Genomic DNA, 17,599 nt, shown 5'->3' with positions numbered 1-17,599 from the left:
TGACCTCGGCGATCAGCTCGCCGCCCGCCGCGGCGTCCGGAACGATGACAACTTCCACGCTGGGCCTGCCGTTCTGAAGTGGTCTCTGGGCGTCTATGTGGTTTAGACCAATCTAACAGAACCGGCGTTTGCGAGCGCGAGAAGAGAGGGGGAGGGGAAGAGGAAGAGAAGGGGAACGGACGGGGAAGCCCGAGCGGAGCGGTCAGGTGAGGGAGCCTCCTGACGCGTCCAGCCAGTGGCCCGTCACCCAGCGGCCGTCCGCCGAGACCAGGAAGGCCACCACGTCGGCGATGTCCGACGGTGTGCCCACCCGGCCCAGCGGCGAGTAACCGGCCGCCTGCTCCCATGCCTCGTCGCTCGCGCGCAGCCACTCGGCGTTGACGTCGGTGTCCACGATGCCGGGCGCCACCGAGTTCACCGTGATCCCGCGCGGGCCGAGCAGCTTGGACAGGTCCCGGGTGAAGACGTCCAGCGCGGCCTTCGTCATCGAGTAGGCCATCAACTGGGGCATCGCGGCGGTCCGTGCGAGCCCCGACGATATGTTCACCACCCGCCCGCCGTCCCGCAGCCGGTCCGCCCCGAGCCGAGTGAGGAAGAACGGCGCCTTCACGTTCACCGCGAAGAGGCGGTCGTACTCCTCCTCGCCAATCTCCGCGAACGGGTGCGCGGTGCCGATGCCGGCGTTGTGCACGAGGATGTCCAGGCCGTCCGCATGGCGGTCGAACTCCTCCCACAGCCGCGCCGCGTCCCCCGGTGTGCCCAGCTTTGCCCTGATCGCGAACGCCGAGCCGCCGGCCGCCTCGACGGCCGCGACCGTCTCCTTGGCGGCCGTCTCATTGCTTCCGTAGTGCACCGCGACCCGGGCCCCGTCCCGCCCCAGCCGCTCGGCGATGCCCCGCCCGATGCCCCGGCTCGCCCCGGTGACCAGCGCCGTCTTCCCCGTGAGCACACCCATGTCCGCCACCCCTCCAGATTTGTCTAGCGGTCGATACAGAAAGACCGTACAGCACGGCGGAGCCATTTCTCTAGGGGGCGCTATAAAATACACTCCATGGTGGGACATGGACAGGCGGAACAGCAGGTCAGGGCGCCGAAGGGTCGCGGCCGACCGCGCTCCTTCGATCGGGCCACGGCTCTGGAGAAGGCCCTCATGGCCTTCTGGGAGCACGGCTATGAGGCCACCTCGGTCTCGGACCTCACCCGGATCATGGGCATCGGAGCCCCCAGTCTGTACGCGGCCTTCGGTGACAAGCGGACCCTCTTCGAGGAGGTCGTCCAGGTCTACGGCGCCACGCACGGTGCCTTCACCGACCGCGCCCTCGCCGAGGAGCCCACCGCCCGCGCGGCCGTCGGCCGCATGCTGCGCGAGGCCGCCGCCGAGTACACCGATCCCGCCCACCCCTATGGCTGCCTGGTCGTGCATGCCGCCACCAACTGCACCAGTCCCGAGGTGGAGCAGCTGCTGCGCGAGCAGCGCAACGCCAATATCACCGCCCTGGCCTCGCGGATCCGGGCGGACGTCGCGGCGGGACTGCTTCCGGCCGGCACCGACGCCGCCGCACTCGCCCGGCACACCGGCGCGATGATCCAGGGCATGTCCCAGCAGGCGCGCGACGGAGCGAGCCGGGCGGAACTGGAGGCGCTCGCGGAAATTGCCCTGTCCATCTGGCCCCAAGACTGACCCCGGCGGGCTAGGCTGCGTGGCGTCGAGTGCCATCATTCGCGCACGCGGTCTTGGTGCATGCCGACAAGACCATGGACACATCCTTGTGGTCTAGTCCACAATTCCACAGGAACGCACAAGCCTCCGTCTTCCCCGCACAGGAAGGCGGATCGAGGAACCGGAGCTCTCTGCCCTGACTGCCCCGGCTCCTCGACCTTCGGCCGACCGGGACCGCACACCCCGCGGCCGATGATGCTCCGGGCTGCGGTGCCGGGAGGGTTGAGGGTCCCTTCCAGGCGCCGCGGCCCGCGGGTGTTTTTCGGCCGTTCAAACGTGCGGGTACGCTCGCAGACGTGCCCTCCATGAACGAACTGGTCCGCCAGCACACCGCTCTCGACGACTCCGACCTTGAGTGGCTCCACCTGCTGGTCTCGGAGTGGCAGCTGCTCTCCGACCTCTCCTTCGCCGACCTGGTCCTGTGGGTCCCCACCCGCGACGGCACCCGGTACGTCTCGGTCGCCCAGATGCGCCCGAACACCGGGCCCACCTCCTACCAGGACGACATGGTCGGCCACCTCGTCCCGCGCGGCCGCCGGCCCATGCTGGACGCGGCCCTGGACGAGGGCCGGATCGTGCGCGAGGGCGACCCGGAGTGGCGTGAGGAGGTCCCCGTACGGGTCGAGTCCATCCCCGTACGACGTGAGGGCCGCGTCCTCGGCGTGATCGCCCGCAACACCAACCTGCTGACCGTCCGCACCCCGAGCCGGCTGGAGCTGACCTATCTCCAGAGCGCCTCGGACCTCGCGCAGATGATCGCGGCAGGATCGTTTCCCTTCCCGGACCAGCAGGTCGACATGGACGCCTCGCCGCGGGTCGGCGACGGACTGATCCGGCTCGACGCCGACGGCATCGTCCAGTACGCCTCCCCGAACGCCCTGTCCGCCTACCACCGCCTCGGCCTCGCCGCCGACCTGGTCGGCCACCACCTGGGCCAGACCACCGCCGAACTCGCCCCGACTCGGGGCCCGGTGGACGAGGCGCTCGTCAAGCTCGCGAGCGGCTGGGCCCCGCGCGAGTTCGAGATCGAGGCCAACGACGGGGTCATCCAGTTCCGGGCGATCCCGCTCAAGCCCAAGGGCACCCGGATCGGCTCGCTGGTGCTGTGCCGGGACGTCACCGAACTGCGCCGCCGTGAGCGCGAGTTGATCACCAAGGACGCCACCATCCGGGAGATCCACCACCGGGTGAAGAACAACCTCCAGACCGTCGCCGCCCTGCTGCGCCTCCAGGCCCGGCGCATCGAGTCCGAGCGCGGCCGGGAGGCCCTGGAGGAGGCCGTGCGCCGGGTCGGCTCGATCGCGATCGTGCACGAGACGCTGTCTCAGAACCTGGACGAGCGCGTCGAGTTCGACGACATCGCCGACCGGGTGCTGGCGATGGTCGCCGAGATCTCGCCGGGCAAGGTGACCGGCCGGCGCACCGGATGCTTCGGGATCCTCGACGCCGAGGTCGCCACCCCGCTGTCCATGGTGCTCACCGAGGTCCTGCAGAACGCGCTGGAGCACGGATTCCGCGAGGGCGACACCGGCACGGTCGAGGTCTCCGCGGTCCGTGGCGGTACGACGAAGGAGGCCCGCCTCCTCGTCACGGTCCAGGACGACGGCGTCGGCCTGCCCGAGGGCTTCGACCCGCACCGCTCGGGCAACCTCGGCCTGCAGATCGTACGGACCCTGGTGGAGGGCGAGTTGGGCGGATCCTTCGACATGGTTCCGGCGCCGGAGCGGGGCACCCGGGTGATCCTCGACATCCCGGTGCGGGCCCAGAAGTGAACGCGCACAGCAAAAAGCCCCGGACCGCCATGGGTCCGAGGCTCGTGCTCGTTGCTGCTCTGCTATATCGCTAGCGGCATCGGGGGATACTGCGCGCTGCGGCTCGGGGGCGGGAGATGCGTACGTGGTGCACGCGCCGCCAAGCTCAGGCTGTCAGCAGGGGTGGGTATGTCAGGCGGAGGCCTGACGAGCCCGGTTGCGAGCGGCGCGGCGCTTCATGGCGCGGCGCTCGTCCTCGCTGAGACCACCCCAGACGCCGGAGTCCTGACCGGACTCAAGCGCCCACTGCAGACACTGCTCGATCACCGGGCAGCGACGGCAGACGGCCTTGGCTTCCTCGATCTGCAGCAGCGCAGGACCGGTGTTGCCGATGGGGAAGAAGAGCTCGGGGTCTTCCTCGCGGCAAACGGCGTTGTGACGCCAGTCCATGGCTGCTACCTCTCCTTGGTATTACGTGCAAGTTGCTTGTGAATGTGAACGCTTTCACGAATCCCTCAACAAGTGAAGGGCCGACCGCCGAGTCTTCCCCGGCGTGGTCCTGTGGTTGAAGAGGGGTTCCGGTGATCAGTGGAGGCCGGTGTTGCGGGCCGTCCCGATCGCCACGTAGAGACTCGCAAACCTCAGCGACGGATACAACCCCTTCCGGAAAGTTTTTTTTGATTCCTCGGTGTCGACTGGGTCACAGCCGTACTTCCATGGGGTGGATCCTGGCCTAAACGTTCGAGTGAAAGGACTTTTGCCGGTTCCGCTCACACAATCACACGCAGTGCGCGGCGTACACCTGTGAACGTCACGCTCGTACGCAGTCCGAGGTGGTCGCCGTCCATCTGCAGGGGCAGAGGAGCCTTCGAATGCAAGGTGAACTGGTCCAGATCGTGCAGTGCGTGGGCATGCCTGCCATGGGGGCCGCGCTCGGGGGACGAAGTGAGCAACTGCGTGCCATACCGGGCAACCGCGGCCGTCGACAGGCGGCTGAGACCGAGCACGTCCAGGCCGGTATCGAACGAGGCCTTAGGTGATGTGTACATGGGGCGATTGCCGAGATACGTCCACGGGGCCGTGTTCGAGACTATGGCGAGGACGAGACCGGCGACCGGGTCCTCGCCGGGCCGTTCGAGCGTGATCGCGCCGTGCCTGCGGTTCGGCTCGCCCAGGTACTGGCGGACCACCTGACGGACGTAGAGCCCGTGCGTCGACGTCTTGCCGCGCTCGCGCTGCTGCTCGACCCGGCCGACCACGCCCGCGTCGAAGCCCAGCCCCGCGTTGAAGGTGAACCAGCGGGCCGGCACCGCCTCGTCCTCGGTGCCCGGCGTGCCCGAGGTCAGCCCGAGCCCGACCACCCGCTCCCGGCCCTCGCGCAGCGCGTCCAGCAGCACGCCCGTGGACTCGACCGGGTCATTGGGCAGGCCCAGGGCGCGGGCGAACACGTTCGTGGAGCCGCCGGGCACCACGGCGAAGCCGGGCAGGCGGTCGAGGTCGGGGCCGGCGTGCAGCAGGCCGTTGACGACCTCGTTGACCGTGCCGTCGCCGCCGAGGGCCACCACGAGGTCGATGTCGTCGCTGTCCGCCGCCTGCCGGCCGAGGTCGCGCGCGTGGCCGCGGTACTGGGTGGTGACCGCGTCCAGCTTCATCTCGCTCGCCAGCGCGTGGATCAGGACGTCACGCCTGCGTGCGTCTGTGGTGGTAGCCGCCGGATTGACCACGAGAAGTGCACGCATGGATGGCAGCGTACCTACTGGGGGGTACCGGGCGTAGCGCGAGGTAGGGATCGGGTAAGAGGAGGGGGAGTGAGCCTGACCACGTCACGCCTACGCGGCGGAGCCGCACATGGGTGCAGCCCCGCCCCAAGTGGTCCCCAGGCCCCGGCGGCTACCCTGCTGGGGTGAGCAGTGAGCAGAAGAGTGCCAAGGGTGCCGCGGACACCGCCGAAGTCGTCGCCGGGCCGCGGCCGAGTCGGCTGACCTATGCCGCCGTGCTCGCCGCGCTGGAGGGCATCGCCCTGGTGGCCGGCGGGCTGTGGATGGTCGTCCTCAGCCTCAGCGGTGACAGCTCCGACCGGCAGCAGGGCGTGTCCCTGGGGATCACCCTGGTCGTGCTCGCGCTGCTTCCGCTGCTTGCCGCGCGCGGTCTGCTGCTGCGGCGCGGCTGGAGTCGTGGCCCTGCGGTGATCACGCAGCTCATGGCCCTGCCGGTGGCCTACAGCCTGCTCCAGGCCGACAGCATGGCCATCCCCGCCGGGATCGCCCTCGCGGTCGTCGCCGTGGCGGCGCTGGTGCTGCTGATCAACCCCGCCACGACCCGGGCCCTCGGCATCAAGGGACCGGGCCGGAGCGAGTAGCCGTACCCCTTACTCCTCCACGAGGAGCTTCTCCCGCAGCTGGGCCAGGGTGCGGGCCAGCAGGCGGGAGACGTGCATCTGGGAGATGCCGACCTCCTGCGCGATCTGCGACTGGGTCATGTTCCCGAAGAAGCGCAGCAGCAGGATCCGCTTCTCGCGCGGTGGCAGATCCTCCAGCAGCGGCTTCAGCGACTCCCGGTACTCCACCCCCTCCAGCGCCTCGTCCTCCGCGCCGAGGGTGTCGGCGACCGCCGGGGACTCGTCGTCGGTGTCGGGGACGTCCAGGGACAGCGTGGAGTACGCGTTGGCGGACTCCAGGCCCTCCAGGACCTCCTCCTCGGAGATGGCGAGCTTCTCGGCCAGCTCATGCACCGTGGGGGAGCGGCCGTGCAGCTGGGACAGTTCGGCCGTCGCCGTGGTCAGCGCCAGCCTCAGCTCCTGCAGCCGGCGCGGCACACGGACCGCCCAGCCCTTGTCGCGGAAGTGCCGCTTGATCTCGCCGACCACGGTCGGGGTGGCGTACGTGGAGAACTCCACGCCGCGCTCCGGGTCGAACCGGTCGACGGACTTGATCAGGCCGATCGTGGCGACCTGGGTGAGGTCGTCCAGCGGCTCGCCGCGGTTGCGGAAGCGGCGTGCCAGGTGCTCCACGAGCGGCAGATGCATACGGACCAGCTGATTGCGCAGCTCCGCGTACTCCGGGCTGCCGTCGTTCAGCTTGCGCAGCTCGACGAACATCGCCCGCGCCCCGCTGCGGTCCTGGGGGCCGTGCTGTGCCGCCTGCACGGCCTCCGCGCCCAGCGCGTCGTTCTCGGCGTATCGCTCGTGCTCGCTCATCGTCCCGCCCGTAGCCCTTCCCCGAGCCTTCGCCCCCGCGCGGGGTGCCTCCGTGGGCGCGCCCTGCGCGGAACCGTCACCGCCGACCCGCGCGGAGTGGTCCTCCGGGTGCGGTCTCGCCTGCTCGGGGATGCCTTCGATGCCGTCCGCCATGCGCCGGGAACCGTCCCGGGGGCTCGCCCCAGGGGTCTCGGCTGACCAGGGGGCACCCCCGTCCCCGGTCGGCAGCTCCCGTGTGCCGCGCTCTTCGTCCCGCACCGGACCGTCCCCGTTCCTCACGCCGGGCCGGGGCCCGCGCCGCGCTGTTTGTAGAGGCTGATCGACACGGTCTTGTCCTCGTCGACGGCGGACGAGACCTTGCCCGCGAGGGCCGACAGCACGGTCCAGGCGAAGGTGTCCCGCGACGGGGCGTGACCGTCCGTGGTCGGCGCCGCGACCGTGACCTCCAGCGAGTCGTCGACGAGCCGGAAGACACAGCTGAGCACGGAGCCGGGCACGGCCTGTTGGAGCAGGATCGCGCAGGCCTCGTCCACGGCGATGCGCAGGTCCTCGATCTCGTCCAGGGTGAAGTCCAAGCGGGCCGCGAGACCGGCCGTGGCCGTCCGCAGCACCGACAGGTAGGCACCCGCGGCCGGCAGCCGGACTTCCACGAAGTCCTGGTTCGCCGTGGGCTCGCCTGCGATCTGGGACACCCTCACCTCCATGGTGGTACAAGCTTTACGGGGCCGAGGGTCGCCCCCCGGGGTAACGCGTACGTGGTTCCGCGGTGACGCTATCGCGCTCCGAACGGTCCTGTCCCCAGGACCCCAACCCCCTGGCGTCACTCACAGTAAAGCCGTGGATACGCTCCGTGTCTAGAGGGTTTGCGGGCCCAAATGGGAAGAGCGCGCGCCGGGTTGACGTACCCAGGCGTCCGACGCTCGAACCGTCGTACGGCCGCCACCACATGCAGTGTCACACGACACCATGCCCTGACGGGAAGCTGCTCGGGCGGGTCGCTGTTCACACGAGGATGTGGTCCACGAAGCACCACCGCCAGTCCTCGCCGGGCTCGAAGGTCCGCATGACCGGGTGACCGGACTCCTTGTGGTGTCCCGTCGCATGCTGACCCGGCGAGGAGTCGCAGCAGCCGACGTGACCGCAGGTGAGGCACAGCCGCAGCTGCACCGGGTGGGTGCCGTCCCGCAGACACTCCGGGCAGGTCTTGTCGAGCGGCTCCGGTTCCGGGTGCGGCAGCGCGTCGGCGTGCGTGCACTGTTTCATGATTGCCAGATTACGACGGGTGTGCGGATGGCCGCGCGAAAAACGAGGGTGGGCGAGGACCATGGACGTGATGCCGCTGCTGTTGCTGGTGGCGGGCAGTGCGGGCATCGCGGGGGTTGCCCGGCGCACACCGGTGCCGGCGCCCCTGCTGCTGGTCGCCGTGGGCCTGGCCGTCAGCTACGTCCCCGGGATCCCGCACTACACGCTCGACCCGGCGGTCGTCCTGCCGCTGGTGCTGCCCCCGCTGCTGTACAAGGAGGGCACCGAGAGCTCGTACCTCGATCTGCGAGCGCAGATGCGGCCCGTGGGGATGCTGTCGGTCGGCTACGTGCTCTTCGCGACCTTCGTCGTCGGCTGGGCCGCCTACCTCGTCGTACCGGGGCTGCCGCTGCCCGCCGCGCTGGTGCTCGGCGCGGTCGTCGCGCCGACGGACGCGGTCGCGGCCGCGGCGATCGCGCGCCGGGTCGGGCTGCCGTCCCGGATCACCACCATCCTCCAGGGCGAGTCCCTGCTCAACGACGCCACCGCGATCACCGCCTACAAGGTGGCCCTCGCCGCGGCTGTCGGCGCAGGCGCCACCTGGGCGGGCGGGATCTGGGAGTTCCTGCGGGCCGCGGTCGGCGGGGTGCTCGTCGGACTGGTGCTCATGGTGCCGATCCACTGGCTGCGCACCCGCCTGAGGGAAGCCCTGCTGCAGAACACCCTCTCCCTGCTGATTCCGTTCGTCGCCTACGGCGTGGCCGAGCAGCTGCACGGCTCCGGCGTGCTCGCCGTGGTGGTGGTCGCGGTCTATCTCGGGCATCACGCGTGGGAGGTCGACTTCGCCACCCGGCTCCAGGAGGACGCGGTGTGGCGGATGGTCGCCTTCGTGCTGGAGTCGGCGGTCTTCGCACTGATCGGGCTGCAACTGCCGACCGTCCTCAAGGGGCTCGGCGCCTACCACGGGGCCGACGCGGCCTGGTACGCGATCGCGGTCTTCGTCGTCGTCGTCGCGGCCCGGTTCGCGTGGATCTACCCGGCCGCCTTCCTGCCGCGCCTGCTGTCCGCCCGCATCCGCGAGCGGGAGGAGAACCCCACCTGGCGGGCGCCGGTCGTGACGTCGTGGGCCGCCATGCGGGGTGTGGTGTCCCTGGCCATCGCGTTCTCGATCCCGCTCACGGTGCACGGCGGCGCCCCCTTCCCGCAGCGGAATCTGATCCTCTTCCTGACCTTCACCACGGTCATCGGCACCCTGGTCGTGCAGGGCTTCACGCTCGCGCCGCTGATCCGCCTGATGCGCTTTCCCGGCCGCGACCGGCAGGCCGAGACGCTCGCCGAGGCCAACGCCCAGGCACAGGCCTCCCGCGCCGCCGAACGCCGCCTGGACGAGCTCCTCTCCGACGAGCGCAACGCCCTGCCGCCGCCGCTCGCCGACCGGTTGCGCACCGTCCTGGAGCGCCGCCGCAACGCCGTCTGGGAGCGCCTCGGCCAGACCAACCCGGTCACCGGCGAGTCGGTCGACGACACCTACCGGCGGCTGTCCCGCGAGATGATCAGCGCCGAACGCGAGGTCTTCGTCAAGCTCCGCGACCACCGCTACATCGACGACGAGATGCTGCGCGCCCTGCTCAGGCGCCTGGACCTGGAGGAGGCGGCGGCCTACCGGGAGGCGGCCTGACCCTGCGGGGCGCCCTGACCCTGCGGGAACGGCCGGCCGGTGATCACGGCGGCGATCGTCGTCCCGCGCGCGTAGGCGCCCTCTTCGGCGCGGGCGACAAGTCCGTAGAGCAACTTGGAGACATAGAGACGCTCGACGGGCAGCCCGTGGCGGTCCTCGAAGTCCTCGGCGAAAGCGTGCAGTTCGGGTGTCACGCGCGCGTACCCGCCGAAATGGAAGCGGTCGTCGAGGGACCAGTCGCCGGTGCGGGCGCCGAAGGCACGTTCCTGCAGGGTCTGTACCTCACCCGCAAGGAAGCCGCCCTTGAGGACCGGTACGCCGAGCGCGCGCTGCCCGGCGCCGAGTCCCGCGGCCAGCCCCGCGAGGGTGCCACCGGTGCCGCAGGCGACGGCCACGACGTCGGCGTGGCCGCGCAGCTCCTCGCCGAGGGTCCGGCAGCCGTGCACGGCCGCGCTGTTGCTGCCGCCCTCGGGCACGACGTACGCCTCCTCGGCGCCGGCCGCGCGCAGGATCGCGGCCAGGGTCTCCGGCTCGCTCTTGCGCCGGTACGTCGATCTGTCGATGAAGTGCAGCTGCATGCCGTCGGCCGCGCACCGGGCCAGCGACGGGTTGAGCGGCCGGCCGGCCAGCTCCTCGCCGCGGACCACACCGGTGGTCGCCAGGCCCAGCAGGCGGCCCGCGGCGGCGGTCGCCCGCAGATGGTTGGACCAGGCCCCGCCGAAGGTGACCAGCGGCCGGCCCCGAGCCGCCGCGAGGTTCGGCACCAGCTTGCGCCACTTGTTGCCGATCAGCTCCGGATGGATGAGATCGTCCCGCTTGAGCAGCAGCCGCAGCCCGTGCCGCGCGAACCGCTCGTCCCGTACGTCCTGGAGAGGGGACGGGAGGCGGGGGCGGAGGGCGTCGGGGCTGGGCACGCTTCATTGTCGCCCGGCGCCACCCCCTCAGCCGCCCCGGACCCGCTGCCCCCTGGGTCGTCCCGGGCCTCGGCTCCTTCGGCCGTCCCGGGCCGCTGTCCCTTCGGCCGCCCCGACCGCTTCCGCTTCGGCCGTCCCGGATTCGCTACTCCTCCAGCCGCCCCCGGACCTGCTCCCGCAGCCACGTCATGGTGAGGCCCCGCGGGTCCACCTTCCCTGGCTGCCACTCCAGGTGGCCGATGACCGAGCGCTCCGACCAGCCGTGCCGCCGGCACACCGCCGTCGCCGCGCGCGTGATCGCCTCCAGTTTCGACGACCGTGACGCCCTCGGCCCGCAGAACGTCCAGAAACCTGCTCGCGGACATGGGCGGGGCCATGCCGCCTCCTGCGTGGTCGCGTCACCTTGCAGCGAACCTCTGTCGAAAAGCGGACCTCCCGGACACATCGTTCGCACGCTGTGCGAGCCGATCCGGACAGAATGCGGGGCCGAGAGGGCCATCGGCGCTGTACAGGGGCCCTCCTTATGCCCAGGGGTCCGTTGATCCATTCCCGCTCTTTCGGGTAATGGCGACGGCACGTTGCGTGATGGAAGGCTCGCTTGCGAGAACCGGTGCGCGTGTGATTCGGCACCGGGCGCACATGGGAGGACATTGCTTTATGTCGGTAGGCGAAGAGGTCCGCACGGATCAGGGCAAGCCGCAGCAGTCCCTCGGGACGGCGGCAGCGCGGAACCTGGCCACCACCACCAAGTCCGTTCCGCAGATGCAGGAGATCAGCTCCCGCTGGCTGCTGCGCAAGCTCCCGTGGGTGGACGTGCACGGCGGCACGTACCGCGTCAACAGGCGCCTGTCGTACACCGTCGGCGACGGCCGTATCACCTTCGTGAAGACGGGTGACCAGGTCGAGGTCATCCCGGCCGAGCTGGGCGAACTGCCGGCCCTGCGCGCCTACGAGGACGAGGAGGTGCTGACGGAACTGGCCCGGCGCTGCCGCCAGCGCGACTTCGCCCCCGGTGAGGTCATCGCCGACTTCGGCAACCAGACCAACGAGGTGTACCTGCTGGCGCACGGCAGGGTCGAGAAGGTCGGCACCGGCCCCTACGGCGACGACGCCGTCCTCGGAGTCCTCGCCGACGGCGCCTACTTCGGCGACGCGGCGCTGCTGGACCCGGACGCCATCTGGGAGTTCACCGTCCGCGCGGCCACCGCGACCACGGTGCTGATCCTCAGCCGCCAGGACTTCGAGCAGATCGCCGAGCGCGCCGACACCCTGCGCGCCCACCTTGAGCAGCTGCGCGCGCTCCCCGAGCAGCGGACCAACAAGTACGGAGAGAAGGAGGTCGAGCTGGCGGCCGGTCACACCGGCGAGCCCGACATCCCGCACACCTTCGTCGACTACGAACCCCGCCCCCGCGAATACGAGCTGAGCATCGCCCAGACCGTGCTGCGCATCCACACGCGCGTGGCCGACCTGTACAACCAGCCGATGAACCAGACCGAGCAGCAGCTGCGGCTCACGGTCGAGGCGCTCAAGGAGCGTCAGGAGCACGAGCTGATCAACAACCCCGAGTTCGGTCTGCTGAGCAACTGCGAGTACGACCAGCGGATCCAGCCGCACGACGGCGTGCCCAGCCCGGACGACATGGACGAGCTGCTCAGCCGCCGCCGCAGCACCAAGCTGTTCCTCGCTCACCCGCGCGCGATCGCCGCGTTCGGCCGCGAGCTGAACAAGCGGGGCCTGGTCCCGGAGAGCGTCGAGGTCGACGGCAACCGCATCCCGACCTGGCGCGGTGTGCCGATCTACCCGTGCAGCAAGATCCCGGTCACCCCGGAGCGCACCACGTCGATCATCGCGATGCGTACCGGCGAGCAGGACCAGGGCGTCATCGGCCTGCGCCAGTCGGGCATCCCGGACGAGATCGAGCCGAGCCTGTCCGTGCGGTTCATGGGCATCAACGAACAGGCCATCATCAAGTACCTCGTGACGGCCTACTACTCGGCCGCCGTGCTGGTGCCGGACGCGCTCGGCGTGCTGGAGAACGTCGAGATCGGCCGGTGGAGGTGACGTTTCCGCACTTCGCGGCCGTGTTCCCGCCCAGCCGGGCGGGTAGACCCTCCCCACACATGTCCGGCCCGGCCGGCGACGCCGGCGTCCGCGGACCTGGCGAGGGGGAGACATGGCCGAGTTCATGACGGAGACCGAACAGCGTTCCACCGCCGTGCCGCACCCCGGCACGGCGGTGGGCCCGCGGTACCGGCAGGGGAAGCAGGGCACGCGGGGCGAGACGGCGGACAGTGCCTTCGGTCCGGGCGGGACGGCGGACAGTGCCCTCGGTCCGAGTGAGGGCGCGGAAGGCGGCTTCGGTCCGGGCGCGGGCGCGGAGGGGCAGGAGGCGGCGGCCCTGCTGGAGCGCACCAAGGCCCTGGCCGTCCCCGGACTGCGCGCGGCCGTCGAGTCGTTGCCCGACTCCATGCGCCGGATCGCGCTCTACCACTTCGGCTGGCAGCATGCCGACGGCAGCCCGGCGGCGGGCAACGGCGGCAAGGCCATCAGGCCCGCGCTCGTCCTGGCCGCGGCCGCCGCCATCGGCGGACCGGCGGCCCGTACGGCGGCCGTCCCGGCGGCGGTGGCGGTCGAACTGGTCCACAACTTCACGCTGTTGCACGACGACGTGATGGACCGGGACACCTCCCGTCGGCACCGGCCCACCGCCTGGACGGTGTTCGGCGCCGCCGACGCGATCCTCGCCGGGGACGCCCTGCTGGCGCTGGCCCTGCGGCTGCTCGCCGAGGACCCGCATCCGGCCGGCGGCCCGGCCGTGGCCCGGCTCGCCACCTGCGTGGTGGAGCTGTGCGCCGGGGAGCACACCGACACGGACCTGGAGCACCGCGCCCCGGACGAGGTCACCCTCGACGAGGTGCTCGCGATGGCCGAGGCCAAGACCGGCGCGCTGCTGGGCTGCGCCTGCGCCCTCGGCGCGCTGTACGCGGGCGCGGGGCCGCAGGAGGTGGCCGCGCTGGACGGCTTCGGCCGGCAGGCCGGGCTCGCCTTCCAGCTGATCGACGACGTCATCGGCATATGGGGTGACCCGCGGCGCACCGGGAAGCCGGCCGGCGCCGATCTCGCGGCCCGCAAGAAGTCGCTGCCGGTGGCGGCGGCGCTGGCGTCCGGCACCGAGGCGGCGGCCGAGCTGGCCGAGCTGTACGCCAAGCCGTACATCGCCGGGGACGCCGACGGCATCGCACGCACGGCCCTGGCCGTGGAGCGGGCCGGCGGCCGGGACTGGGCGCAGGCCGAGGCGGCCGACCGGATGGCCCACGCCATGCAGGAGCTGGCCCGCGCGGTCCCCGACCCCGAGGCGGTGGGCGGCCTGCTGGCACTCGCCGAGTTCGTGACCCGGCGCAGTAGCTGAGCAGTCCGCCGCACTTTCGGGGCGCTGTCGGCTCCGGCCGGCAGGAGAAGACCCCGGAGTCCCGGCCCCGTGCGGCTCCTGACCCCGCACGGTCACCGGGACTCCGGCCAGGCGGGCCCCGCACATCCCCACAGTGTGCGGGCCCCGCCGCTGTGCACGCCGTACCGTGGGCGCATGCCGAAACTGCCCCGGATCTTCCACATCACCGAACGCTCCCTGTGGGACGCGGCCCGCGAGCGCGGCACCTACGAGCTGTCGACCCGCGGCCGCACCCTCCAGGAGGAGGGCTTCATCCACTTCTCCACCCGCGCACAGCTTCCGCGTATCGCCGACCTCCTCTACGGCGGCTACGACGGCCCGGACGAGCTGGTCGTCCTGGTCGTGGACCCGGCCCTGGTCGGCGTGCCGGTGAAGTACGAGGCGCTGGAGCCGGGCGGGGAGGAGTTCCCGCACGTGTACGGGCCGCTGCCGGTCGAGGCGGTGGTGGAGGTGGAGCGCTGGGGATGACCTAGCCGCGCCGGGTGGCCGCCGGCAGACCGCCCGTCTCCGGGTCGCGGCCGGTCAGGCAGTAGACGCCGCCGGCCGGGTCGCGCATCACCGACCAGTGCGGGCCGTGGGACACCGGGACCGCCCCCAGTTCCTCGTGCCGGGCACGGACCGTGGGGATGTCCGCGCAGGCGAGGTCGAGGTGGGCGGCGGCGGGGTGCTCGCTGTCGAGGCGCTGCAGCAGGATCCGTACCGGCAGTCCGGCCGGCGGCCGCAGCACCTCGAACTCCGTCCGGGACCCCGTCAGCCGCTCCCAGCCGGTCAGCGCGGCCCAGAAGTCCGACTCGGCGGCGTACGCCGACGGCGGGATGTCCAGGCACACCTGGTCGAGACGGCTGCCCGCCACCACGGGCGGCCGTACCGTCTCGCCGTGCCAGGGCACCAGACAGAACAACTGCCCGGCGGGGGAGCGCAGTACGGCCCAGCCGCCGTGGTCCGCGACCAGTTCCGCGCCGACGTCACGGGCGGTCGCGAGCGACTCCCGCAGGTCCTCCACGCACAGGTCGAGATGGGCGCCGCTGTCCCCATCGGTGACCCCCTGGAGCTTCACGCACGCGTCGGCCCCGGTGGCCTCGCCGGGCAGCAGGGTCATGAACTCGCCCCGCTCACCCCGGGGTTCGGACGGCCGGGTGCCGGTGACGGCCGTCCAGAAGGCGCGGGCCTCGGGCAGCCGCTCGGCGGGCCGGTCGACGAAGGCGTACGTCCAGCGAATGATCATGCGGGGGAGTGTAGGCACGAACTCCGCGGCGGGCTCGCGGACTTCGGCCGTGGCGTTCACTGCGCGGGCCGCTGGAGGAAGCGCAGCTGGTTGCCCGCGGGGTCCCGGAAGGCGCAGTCGCGTACCCCGTACGGCATGTCCGTCGGTTCCTGGATCACCTCGGCACCGGATTCCACGACGCGGGCGAAGAGGGCGTCGCAGTTCTCAGTGGTGAAGTTGACCCCGCGCAGCACGCCCTTGGCCAGCAGCTGCTCCATCGCCTCCCGGTCGGCGGGGGAGAGGTCGGGGTTCGCCGCGGGCGGCTCCAGGACGATCGACACGTCCGGCTGCAGCGGCGACCCGACGGTCACCCACCGCATCCCCTCGTACTTGACGTCGTTGCGGATCTCCAGGCCCAGGACGTCGCAGTAGAAGGCGATCGCCTTGTCGTGGTCGTCGACGGCGATGAAACAGGTCTGCAGTTTCAGGTCCATGGGTCCAACCTAGGGTCGATACCGGTGCTACGCCCGTCTCGGGCGCATGTACGCGCGCGCCACGCAGGGCGGGATCGCCGCGCTCTCCTCGTGCGAGCGGGCCCGATAGGAGCTCGGTGTCTCGCCGACCAGCTCGGTGAAGCGGGCGCTGAACGAGCCGAGGGAGGTACAGCCGACCGCCATGCACACCTCCGTGACCGTGAGATCACCCCGGCGCAGCAGGGCCTTGGCCCGCTCGATCCTGCGGGTCATCAGATAGCTGTACGGAGTCTCGCCGAAGGCCTTGCGGAAGCTGCGCTGGAAGTGGCCGGGGGACATATGGGCGCCCCGGGCCAGCTCGGTCATGTCGAGCGGTTCGGCGTACTCACGGTCCATGCGGTCGCGCGCCCGGCGCAGCCTTCTGAGGTCCTCCAGGGTCACGTCCACAGCTTGGCACAGGGCACTGACACCAGAAGATGCAACGTTTCCACACAGGACCACACAACAGAGTCCCTCATCCTCGACGCGCCGTTCGCCCTCAGTTCTCCGCGTCTTGACCTGTCCTTGTCAGGCTTTCGGGATGGATCACATCACGTTCCTCGTGGCGGTCGTCATCGTCACGGCTCTGGCGTTCGACTTCACGAACGGGTTCCACGACACCGCGAATGCGATGGCCACCTCCATCGCCACCGGAGCTCTCAGACCGCGTACAGCGGTCCTGGTCAGCGGGGTCCTCAACATCGGCGGGGCCTTTCTGTCCACCGAGGTCGCGAAGACGATCTCCGGCGGGATCGTGGACGACACGCTGGTCAGCCCGGCGATGATCTTCGCCGGGCTGGTCGGGGCGATCCTGTGGAACCTGGTGACCTGGCTCGCCGGACTGCCCTCCAGCTCCTCCCACGCCCTCTTCGGCGGTCTGATCGGCGCGGTCTGGGTCGGCGCGGGCTCCCACGGCGTGCACGTCGACAAGGTTGTCGAGAAGGTGCTCATCCCCGCGGTGGCCTCCCCGGTCGTGGCCGGGGTGGCCGCGCTGGTCGCCACCTACCTCGCCTACCGGCTCTCCGCCCGCGCCCGCCAGGACTCGGTGACGAAGGGCTTCCGCCTCGGTCAGATCGCCTCCGCCTCCCTGGTCTCCCTCGCGCACGGCACCAACGACGCGCAGAAGACCATGGGCGTGATCACGCTGACCCTGATCTCGGCGGGCGCGCTCCACCATGACGCCGGACCGCCGGTCTGGGTGATCGGCGCGGCCGGCGTCGCGATCGGACTCGGCACGTACCTGGGCGGCTGGCGGATCATCCGCACCATGGGCAAGGGCCTGGCCGAGATCCAGTCCCCGCAGGGCTTCGCCGCCGAAACCGCTTCCACGGCGGTGATCCTCACCTCCGCCCACCTCGGCTTCGCGCTGTCCACCACGCAGGTCGCCTCCGGCAGCATCCTCGGCGCGGGCCTGGGCCGCCGGCTCGCCGAGGTCCGCTGGGGCGTGGCCGGCCGGATGGTGCTGGCCTGGCTGATCACGCTGCCCGCGGCGGCGCTGGTGGGCGGCCTCGCGGCGAGCGTGGTCAAGCACGGCGGCAACGTCGGTACGGCCGTGATCGCCCTGGTCGCCCTGGCCCTCGCCGCCGTCATCGTCGCCGCGTCCCGCCGCAACCCGGTGCGCGCCAACAACGTCAACGATCACCACGAGGTCACCCTCCGCACCCCGGCCCCGACGAACGTCGGTACTGCCGCCTGACCCCCCAGGAGCCCTCCATGCACGTGGACTGGTCCGCCCTCGGCCGCGTCGCCGCGGTCAGCCTCGGCGTCACCGTCGCCGTGGTCGTCGTCTTCACCTTCGGCGTCCTCGGGCTGTCCCGCGCCGAAGACCCCCGGGCCGGCGCCGGCGCAACCGGCCGCCTCCAGGCCGGCCTGTGCCTCCTCGCCTGCGCGGCGGTGGTGGCGTACGGGATCTATCTGATCGTGCCGCAGTT

Annotated in this window: 19 protein-coding genes and 1 pseudogene; 9 read left to right on the top strand and 11 right to left on the bottom strand. The window is 71.2% G+C overall.

Going from position 1 to position 17,599, the window contains the following annotated elements:
- Window positions 1-202: 202 nt before the first annotated feature.
- Window positions 203-955 (bottom strand): SDR family oxidoreductase, encoded by a 753-nt coding sequence (locus tag LE548_RS39795; RefSeq protein WP_225101926.1) that lies wholly within the window; start codon window positions 953-955, stop codon window positions 203-205.
- Between the two features lie 96 nt (window positions 956-1,051).
- Here LE548_RS39795 and LE548_RS39790 point away from each other — a divergent pair, with 96 nt between their 5' ends.
- Both LE548_RS39790 and LE548_RS39785 read left to right on the top strand, forming a co-directional pair.
- Window positions 1,052-1,681 carry a TetR/AcrR family transcriptional regulator gene (locus LE548_RS39790; protein ID WP_225101925.1) on the top strand — a complete coding sequence of 210 codons (630 nt, stop codon included), beginning with the start codon at window positions 1,052-1,054 and terminating at the stop codon, window positions 1,679-1,681.
- Window positions 1,682-2,016: 335 nt separating this feature from the next.
- Window positions 2,017-3,492, top strand: a complete 1,476-nt coding sequence (locus LE548_RS39785) for a sensor histidine kinase (protein WP_225101924.1) — start codon at window positions 2,017-2,019, stop codon at window positions 3,490-3,492.
- A gap of 171 nt (window positions 3,493-3,663) precedes the next feature.
- Here LE548_RS39785 and LE548_RS39780 read toward each other — a convergent pair whose 3' ends face one another.
- Together LE548_RS39780 and LE548_RS39775 are read right to left on the bottom strand one after the other, a co-directional pair.
- Window positions 3,664-3,921, bottom strand: coding sequence for a WhiB family transcriptional regulator (locus LE548_RS39780; RefSeq protein WP_003992873.1), 258 nt, complete (start codon window positions 3,919-3,921; stop codon window positions 3,664-3,666).
- A 320-nt stretch (window positions 3,922-4,241) separates the two neighbouring features.
- Complete coding sequence (locus LE548_RS39775; RefSeq protein ID WP_225101923.1) at window positions 4,242-5,210, bottom strand: diacylglycerol kinase family protein; 969 nt, start codon at window positions 5,208-5,210, stop codon at window positions 4,242-4,244.
- 164 nt (window positions 5,211-5,374) lie between these two features.
- Here LE548_RS39775 and LE548_RS39770 point away from each other — a divergent pair, with 164 nt between their 5' ends.
- A complete protein-coding gene (locus LE548_RS39770; protein WP_225101922.1) occupies window positions 5,375-5,830 on the top strand; it encodes a hypothetical protein in 456 nt (151 codons plus the stop codon).
- A gap of 9 nt (window positions 5,831-5,839) precedes the next feature.
- Here LE548_RS39770 and LE548_RS39765 read toward each other — a convergent pair whose 3' ends face one another.
- From LE548_RS39765 to LE548_RS39755, 3 genes are all read right to left on the bottom strand, one after another.
- Window positions 5,840-6,925 (bottom strand): RNA polymerase sigma factor SigF, encoded by a 1,086-nt coding sequence (locus tag LE548_RS39765; protein WP_225101921.1) that lies wholly within the window; start codon window positions 6,923-6,925, stop codon window positions 5,840-5,842.
- Between the two features lie 17 nt (window positions 6,926-6,942).
- Window positions 6,943-7,359: an anti-sigma regulatory factor gene (locus tag LE548_RS39760; RefSeq protein ID WP_031163342.1), complete on the bottom strand. Its 417-nt coding sequence runs from the start codon at window positions 7,357-7,359 to the stop codon at window positions 6,943-6,945.
- Window positions 7,360-7,669: 310 nt separating this feature from the next.
- On the bottom strand, window positions 7,670-7,930 hold the full coding sequence (locus LE548_RS39755; protein WP_225101920.1) for a UBP-type zinc finger domain-containing protein: 261 nt from the start codon (window positions 7,928-7,930) through the stop codon (window positions 7,670-7,672).
- A gap of 61 nt (window positions 7,931-7,991) precedes the next feature.
- Here LE548_RS39755 and LE548_RS39750 point away from each other — a divergent pair, with 61 nt between their 5' ends.
- On the top strand, window positions 7,992-9,587 hold the full coding sequence (locus LE548_RS39750) for a Na+/H+ antiporter (RefSeq protein WP_225101919.1): 1,596 nt from the start codon (window positions 7,992-7,994) through the stop codon (window positions 9,585-9,587).
- On the opposite strand, the gene LE548_RS39745 is transcribed toward LE548_RS39750, so the two are convergent.
- Window positions 9,569-10,501, bottom strand: a complete 933-nt coding sequence (locus tag LE548_RS39745; RefSeq protein ID WP_225101918.1) for a 1-aminocyclopropane-1-carboxylate deaminase/D-cysteine desulfhydrase — start codon at window positions 10,499-10,501, stop codon at window positions 9,569-9,571. The two genes, LE548_RS39750 and LE548_RS39745, sit on opposite strands and share 19 nt — an antisense overlap.
- A gap of 145 nt (window positions 10,502-10,646) precedes the next feature.
- A pseudogene (locus LE548_RS39740) lies at window positions 10,647-10,814 on the bottom strand (N-acetylmuramoyl-L-alanine amidase); the annotation flags it as partial.
- 344 nt (window positions 10,815-11,158) lie between these two features.
- Between LE548_RS39740 and LE548_RS39735 the strand changes: the two are divergent.
- The 3 genes from LE548_RS39735 to LE548_RS39725 all read left to right on the top strand — a co-directional run bounded on the left by LE548_RS39735 (window position 11,159) and on the right by LE548_RS39725 (window position 14,420).
- Window positions 11,159-12,565: a family 2B encapsulin nanocompartment shell protein gene (locus LE548_RS39735; RefSeq protein ID WP_225101917.1), complete on the top strand. Its 1,407-nt coding sequence runs from the start codon at window positions 11,159-11,161 to the stop codon at window positions 12,563-12,565.
- A 112-nt stretch (window positions 12,566-12,677) separates the two neighbouring features.
- Window positions 12,678-13,913: a family 2 encapsulin nanocompartment cargo protein polyprenyl transferase gene (locus LE548_RS39730; protein ID WP_225101916.1), complete on the top strand. Its 1,236-nt coding sequence runs from the start codon at window positions 12,678-12,680 to the stop codon at window positions 13,911-13,913.
- A gap of 174 nt (window positions 13,914-14,087) precedes the next feature.
- Complete coding sequence (locus LE548_RS39725) at window positions 14,088-14,420, top strand: DUF952 domain-containing protein (RefSeq protein WP_225101915.1); 333 nt, start codon at window positions 14,088-14,090, stop codon at window positions 14,418-14,420.
- A gap of 1 nt (window position 14,421) precedes the next feature.
- Here LE548_RS39725 and LE548_RS39720 read toward each other — a convergent pair whose 3' ends face one another.
- The 3 genes from LE548_RS39720 to LE548_RS39710 are packed head-to-tail and all read right to left on the bottom strand — an operon-like array spanning window position 14,422 to window position 16,070.
- On the bottom strand, window positions 14,422-15,177 hold the full coding sequence (locus LE548_RS39720; protein ID WP_225101914.1) for a VOC family protein: 756 nt from the start codon (window positions 15,175-15,177) through the stop codon (window positions 14,422-14,424).
- A 56-nt stretch (window positions 15,178-15,233) separates the two neighbouring features.
- Window positions 15,234-15,650, bottom strand: a complete 417-nt coding sequence (locus tag LE548_RS39715; RefSeq protein WP_225101913.1) for a VOC family protein — start codon at window positions 15,648-15,650, stop codon at window positions 15,234-15,236.
- Window positions 15,651-15,677: 27 nt separating this feature from the next.
- The gene (locus LE548_RS39710) at window positions 15,678-16,070 is read right to left on the bottom strand and encodes a helix-turn-helix transcriptional regulator (protein ID WP_225101912.1); all 393 of its coding nucleotides are present in this window, start codon (window positions 16,068-16,070) and stop codon (window positions 15,678-15,680) included.
- Between the two features lie 139 nt (window positions 16,071-16,209).
- Here LE548_RS39710 and LE548_RS39705 point away from each other — a divergent pair, with 139 nt between their 5' ends.
- A complete protein-coding gene (locus tag LE548_RS39705; protein WP_225101911.1) occupies window positions 16,210-17,364 on the top strand; it encodes an inorganic phosphate transporter in 1,155 nt (384 codons plus the stop codon).
- A gap of 17 nt (window positions 17,365-17,381) precedes the next feature.
- A partial coding sequence (locus LE548_RS39700) for a hypothetical protein (RefSeq protein WP_225101910.1) occupies window positions 17,382-17,599 on the top strand: 218 nt, incomplete at its 3' end.

The organism is Streptomyces sp. CoH27, from assembly GCF_020181035.1.
GTDB lineage: Bacteria > Actinomycetota > Actinomycetes > Streptomycetales > Streptomycetaceae > Streptomyces > Streptomyces camelliae.
The sequence above is the reverse complement of the archived record's forward strand: the minus strand, read 5'-3'. Positions and strand labels throughout refer to the sequence as shown.

Coding starts and splice junctions, on each gene's coding strand:
- LE548_RS39795 (WP_225101926.1), bottom strand. CDS start 955: ATGGGTGTGCTCACGGGGAAGACGGCGCTGGTCACCGGGGCGAGCCGG.
- LE548_RS39790 (WP_225101925.1), top strand. CDS start 1,052: ATGGTGGGACATGGACAGGCGGAACAGCAGGTCAGGGCGCCGAAGGGT.
- LE548_RS39780 (WP_003992873.1), bottom strand. CDS start 3,921: ATGGACTGGCGTCACAACGCCGTTTGCCGCGAGGAAGACCCCGAGCTC.
- LE548_RS39775 (WP_225101923.1), bottom strand. CDS start 5,210: ATGCGTGCACTTCTCGTGGTCAATCCGGCGGCTACCACCACAGACGCA.
- LE548_RS39755 (WP_225101920.1), bottom strand. CDS start 7,930: ATGAAACAGTGCACGCACGCCGACGCGCTGCCGCACCCGGAACCGGAG.
- LE548_RS39750 (WP_225101919.1), top strand. CDS start 7,992: ATGGACGTGATGCCGCTGCTGTTGCTGGTGGCGGGCAGTGCGGGCATC.
- LE548_RS39735 (WP_225101917.1), top strand. CDS start 11,159: ATGTCGGTAGGCGAAGAGGTCCGCACGGATCAGGGCAAGCCGCAGCAG.
- LE548_RS39730 (WP_225101916.1), top strand. CDS start 12,678: ATGGCCGAGTTCATGACGGAGACCGAACAGCGTTCCACCGCCGTGCCG.
- LE548_RS39725 (WP_225101915.1), top strand. CDS start 14,088: ATGCCGAAACTGCCCCGGATCTTCCACATCACCGAACGCTCCCTGTGG.
- LE548_RS39720 (WP_225101914.1), bottom strand. CDS start 15,177: ATGATCATTCGCTGGACGTACGCCTTCGTCGACCGGCCCGCCGAGCGG.
- LE548_RS39715 (WP_225101913.1), bottom strand. CDS start 15,650: ATGGACCTGAAACTGCAGACCTGTTTCATCGCCGTCGACGACCACGAC.
- LE548_RS39705 (WP_225101911.1), top strand. CDS start 16,210: ATGGATCACATCACGTTCCTCGTGGCGGTCGTCATCGTCACGGCTCTG.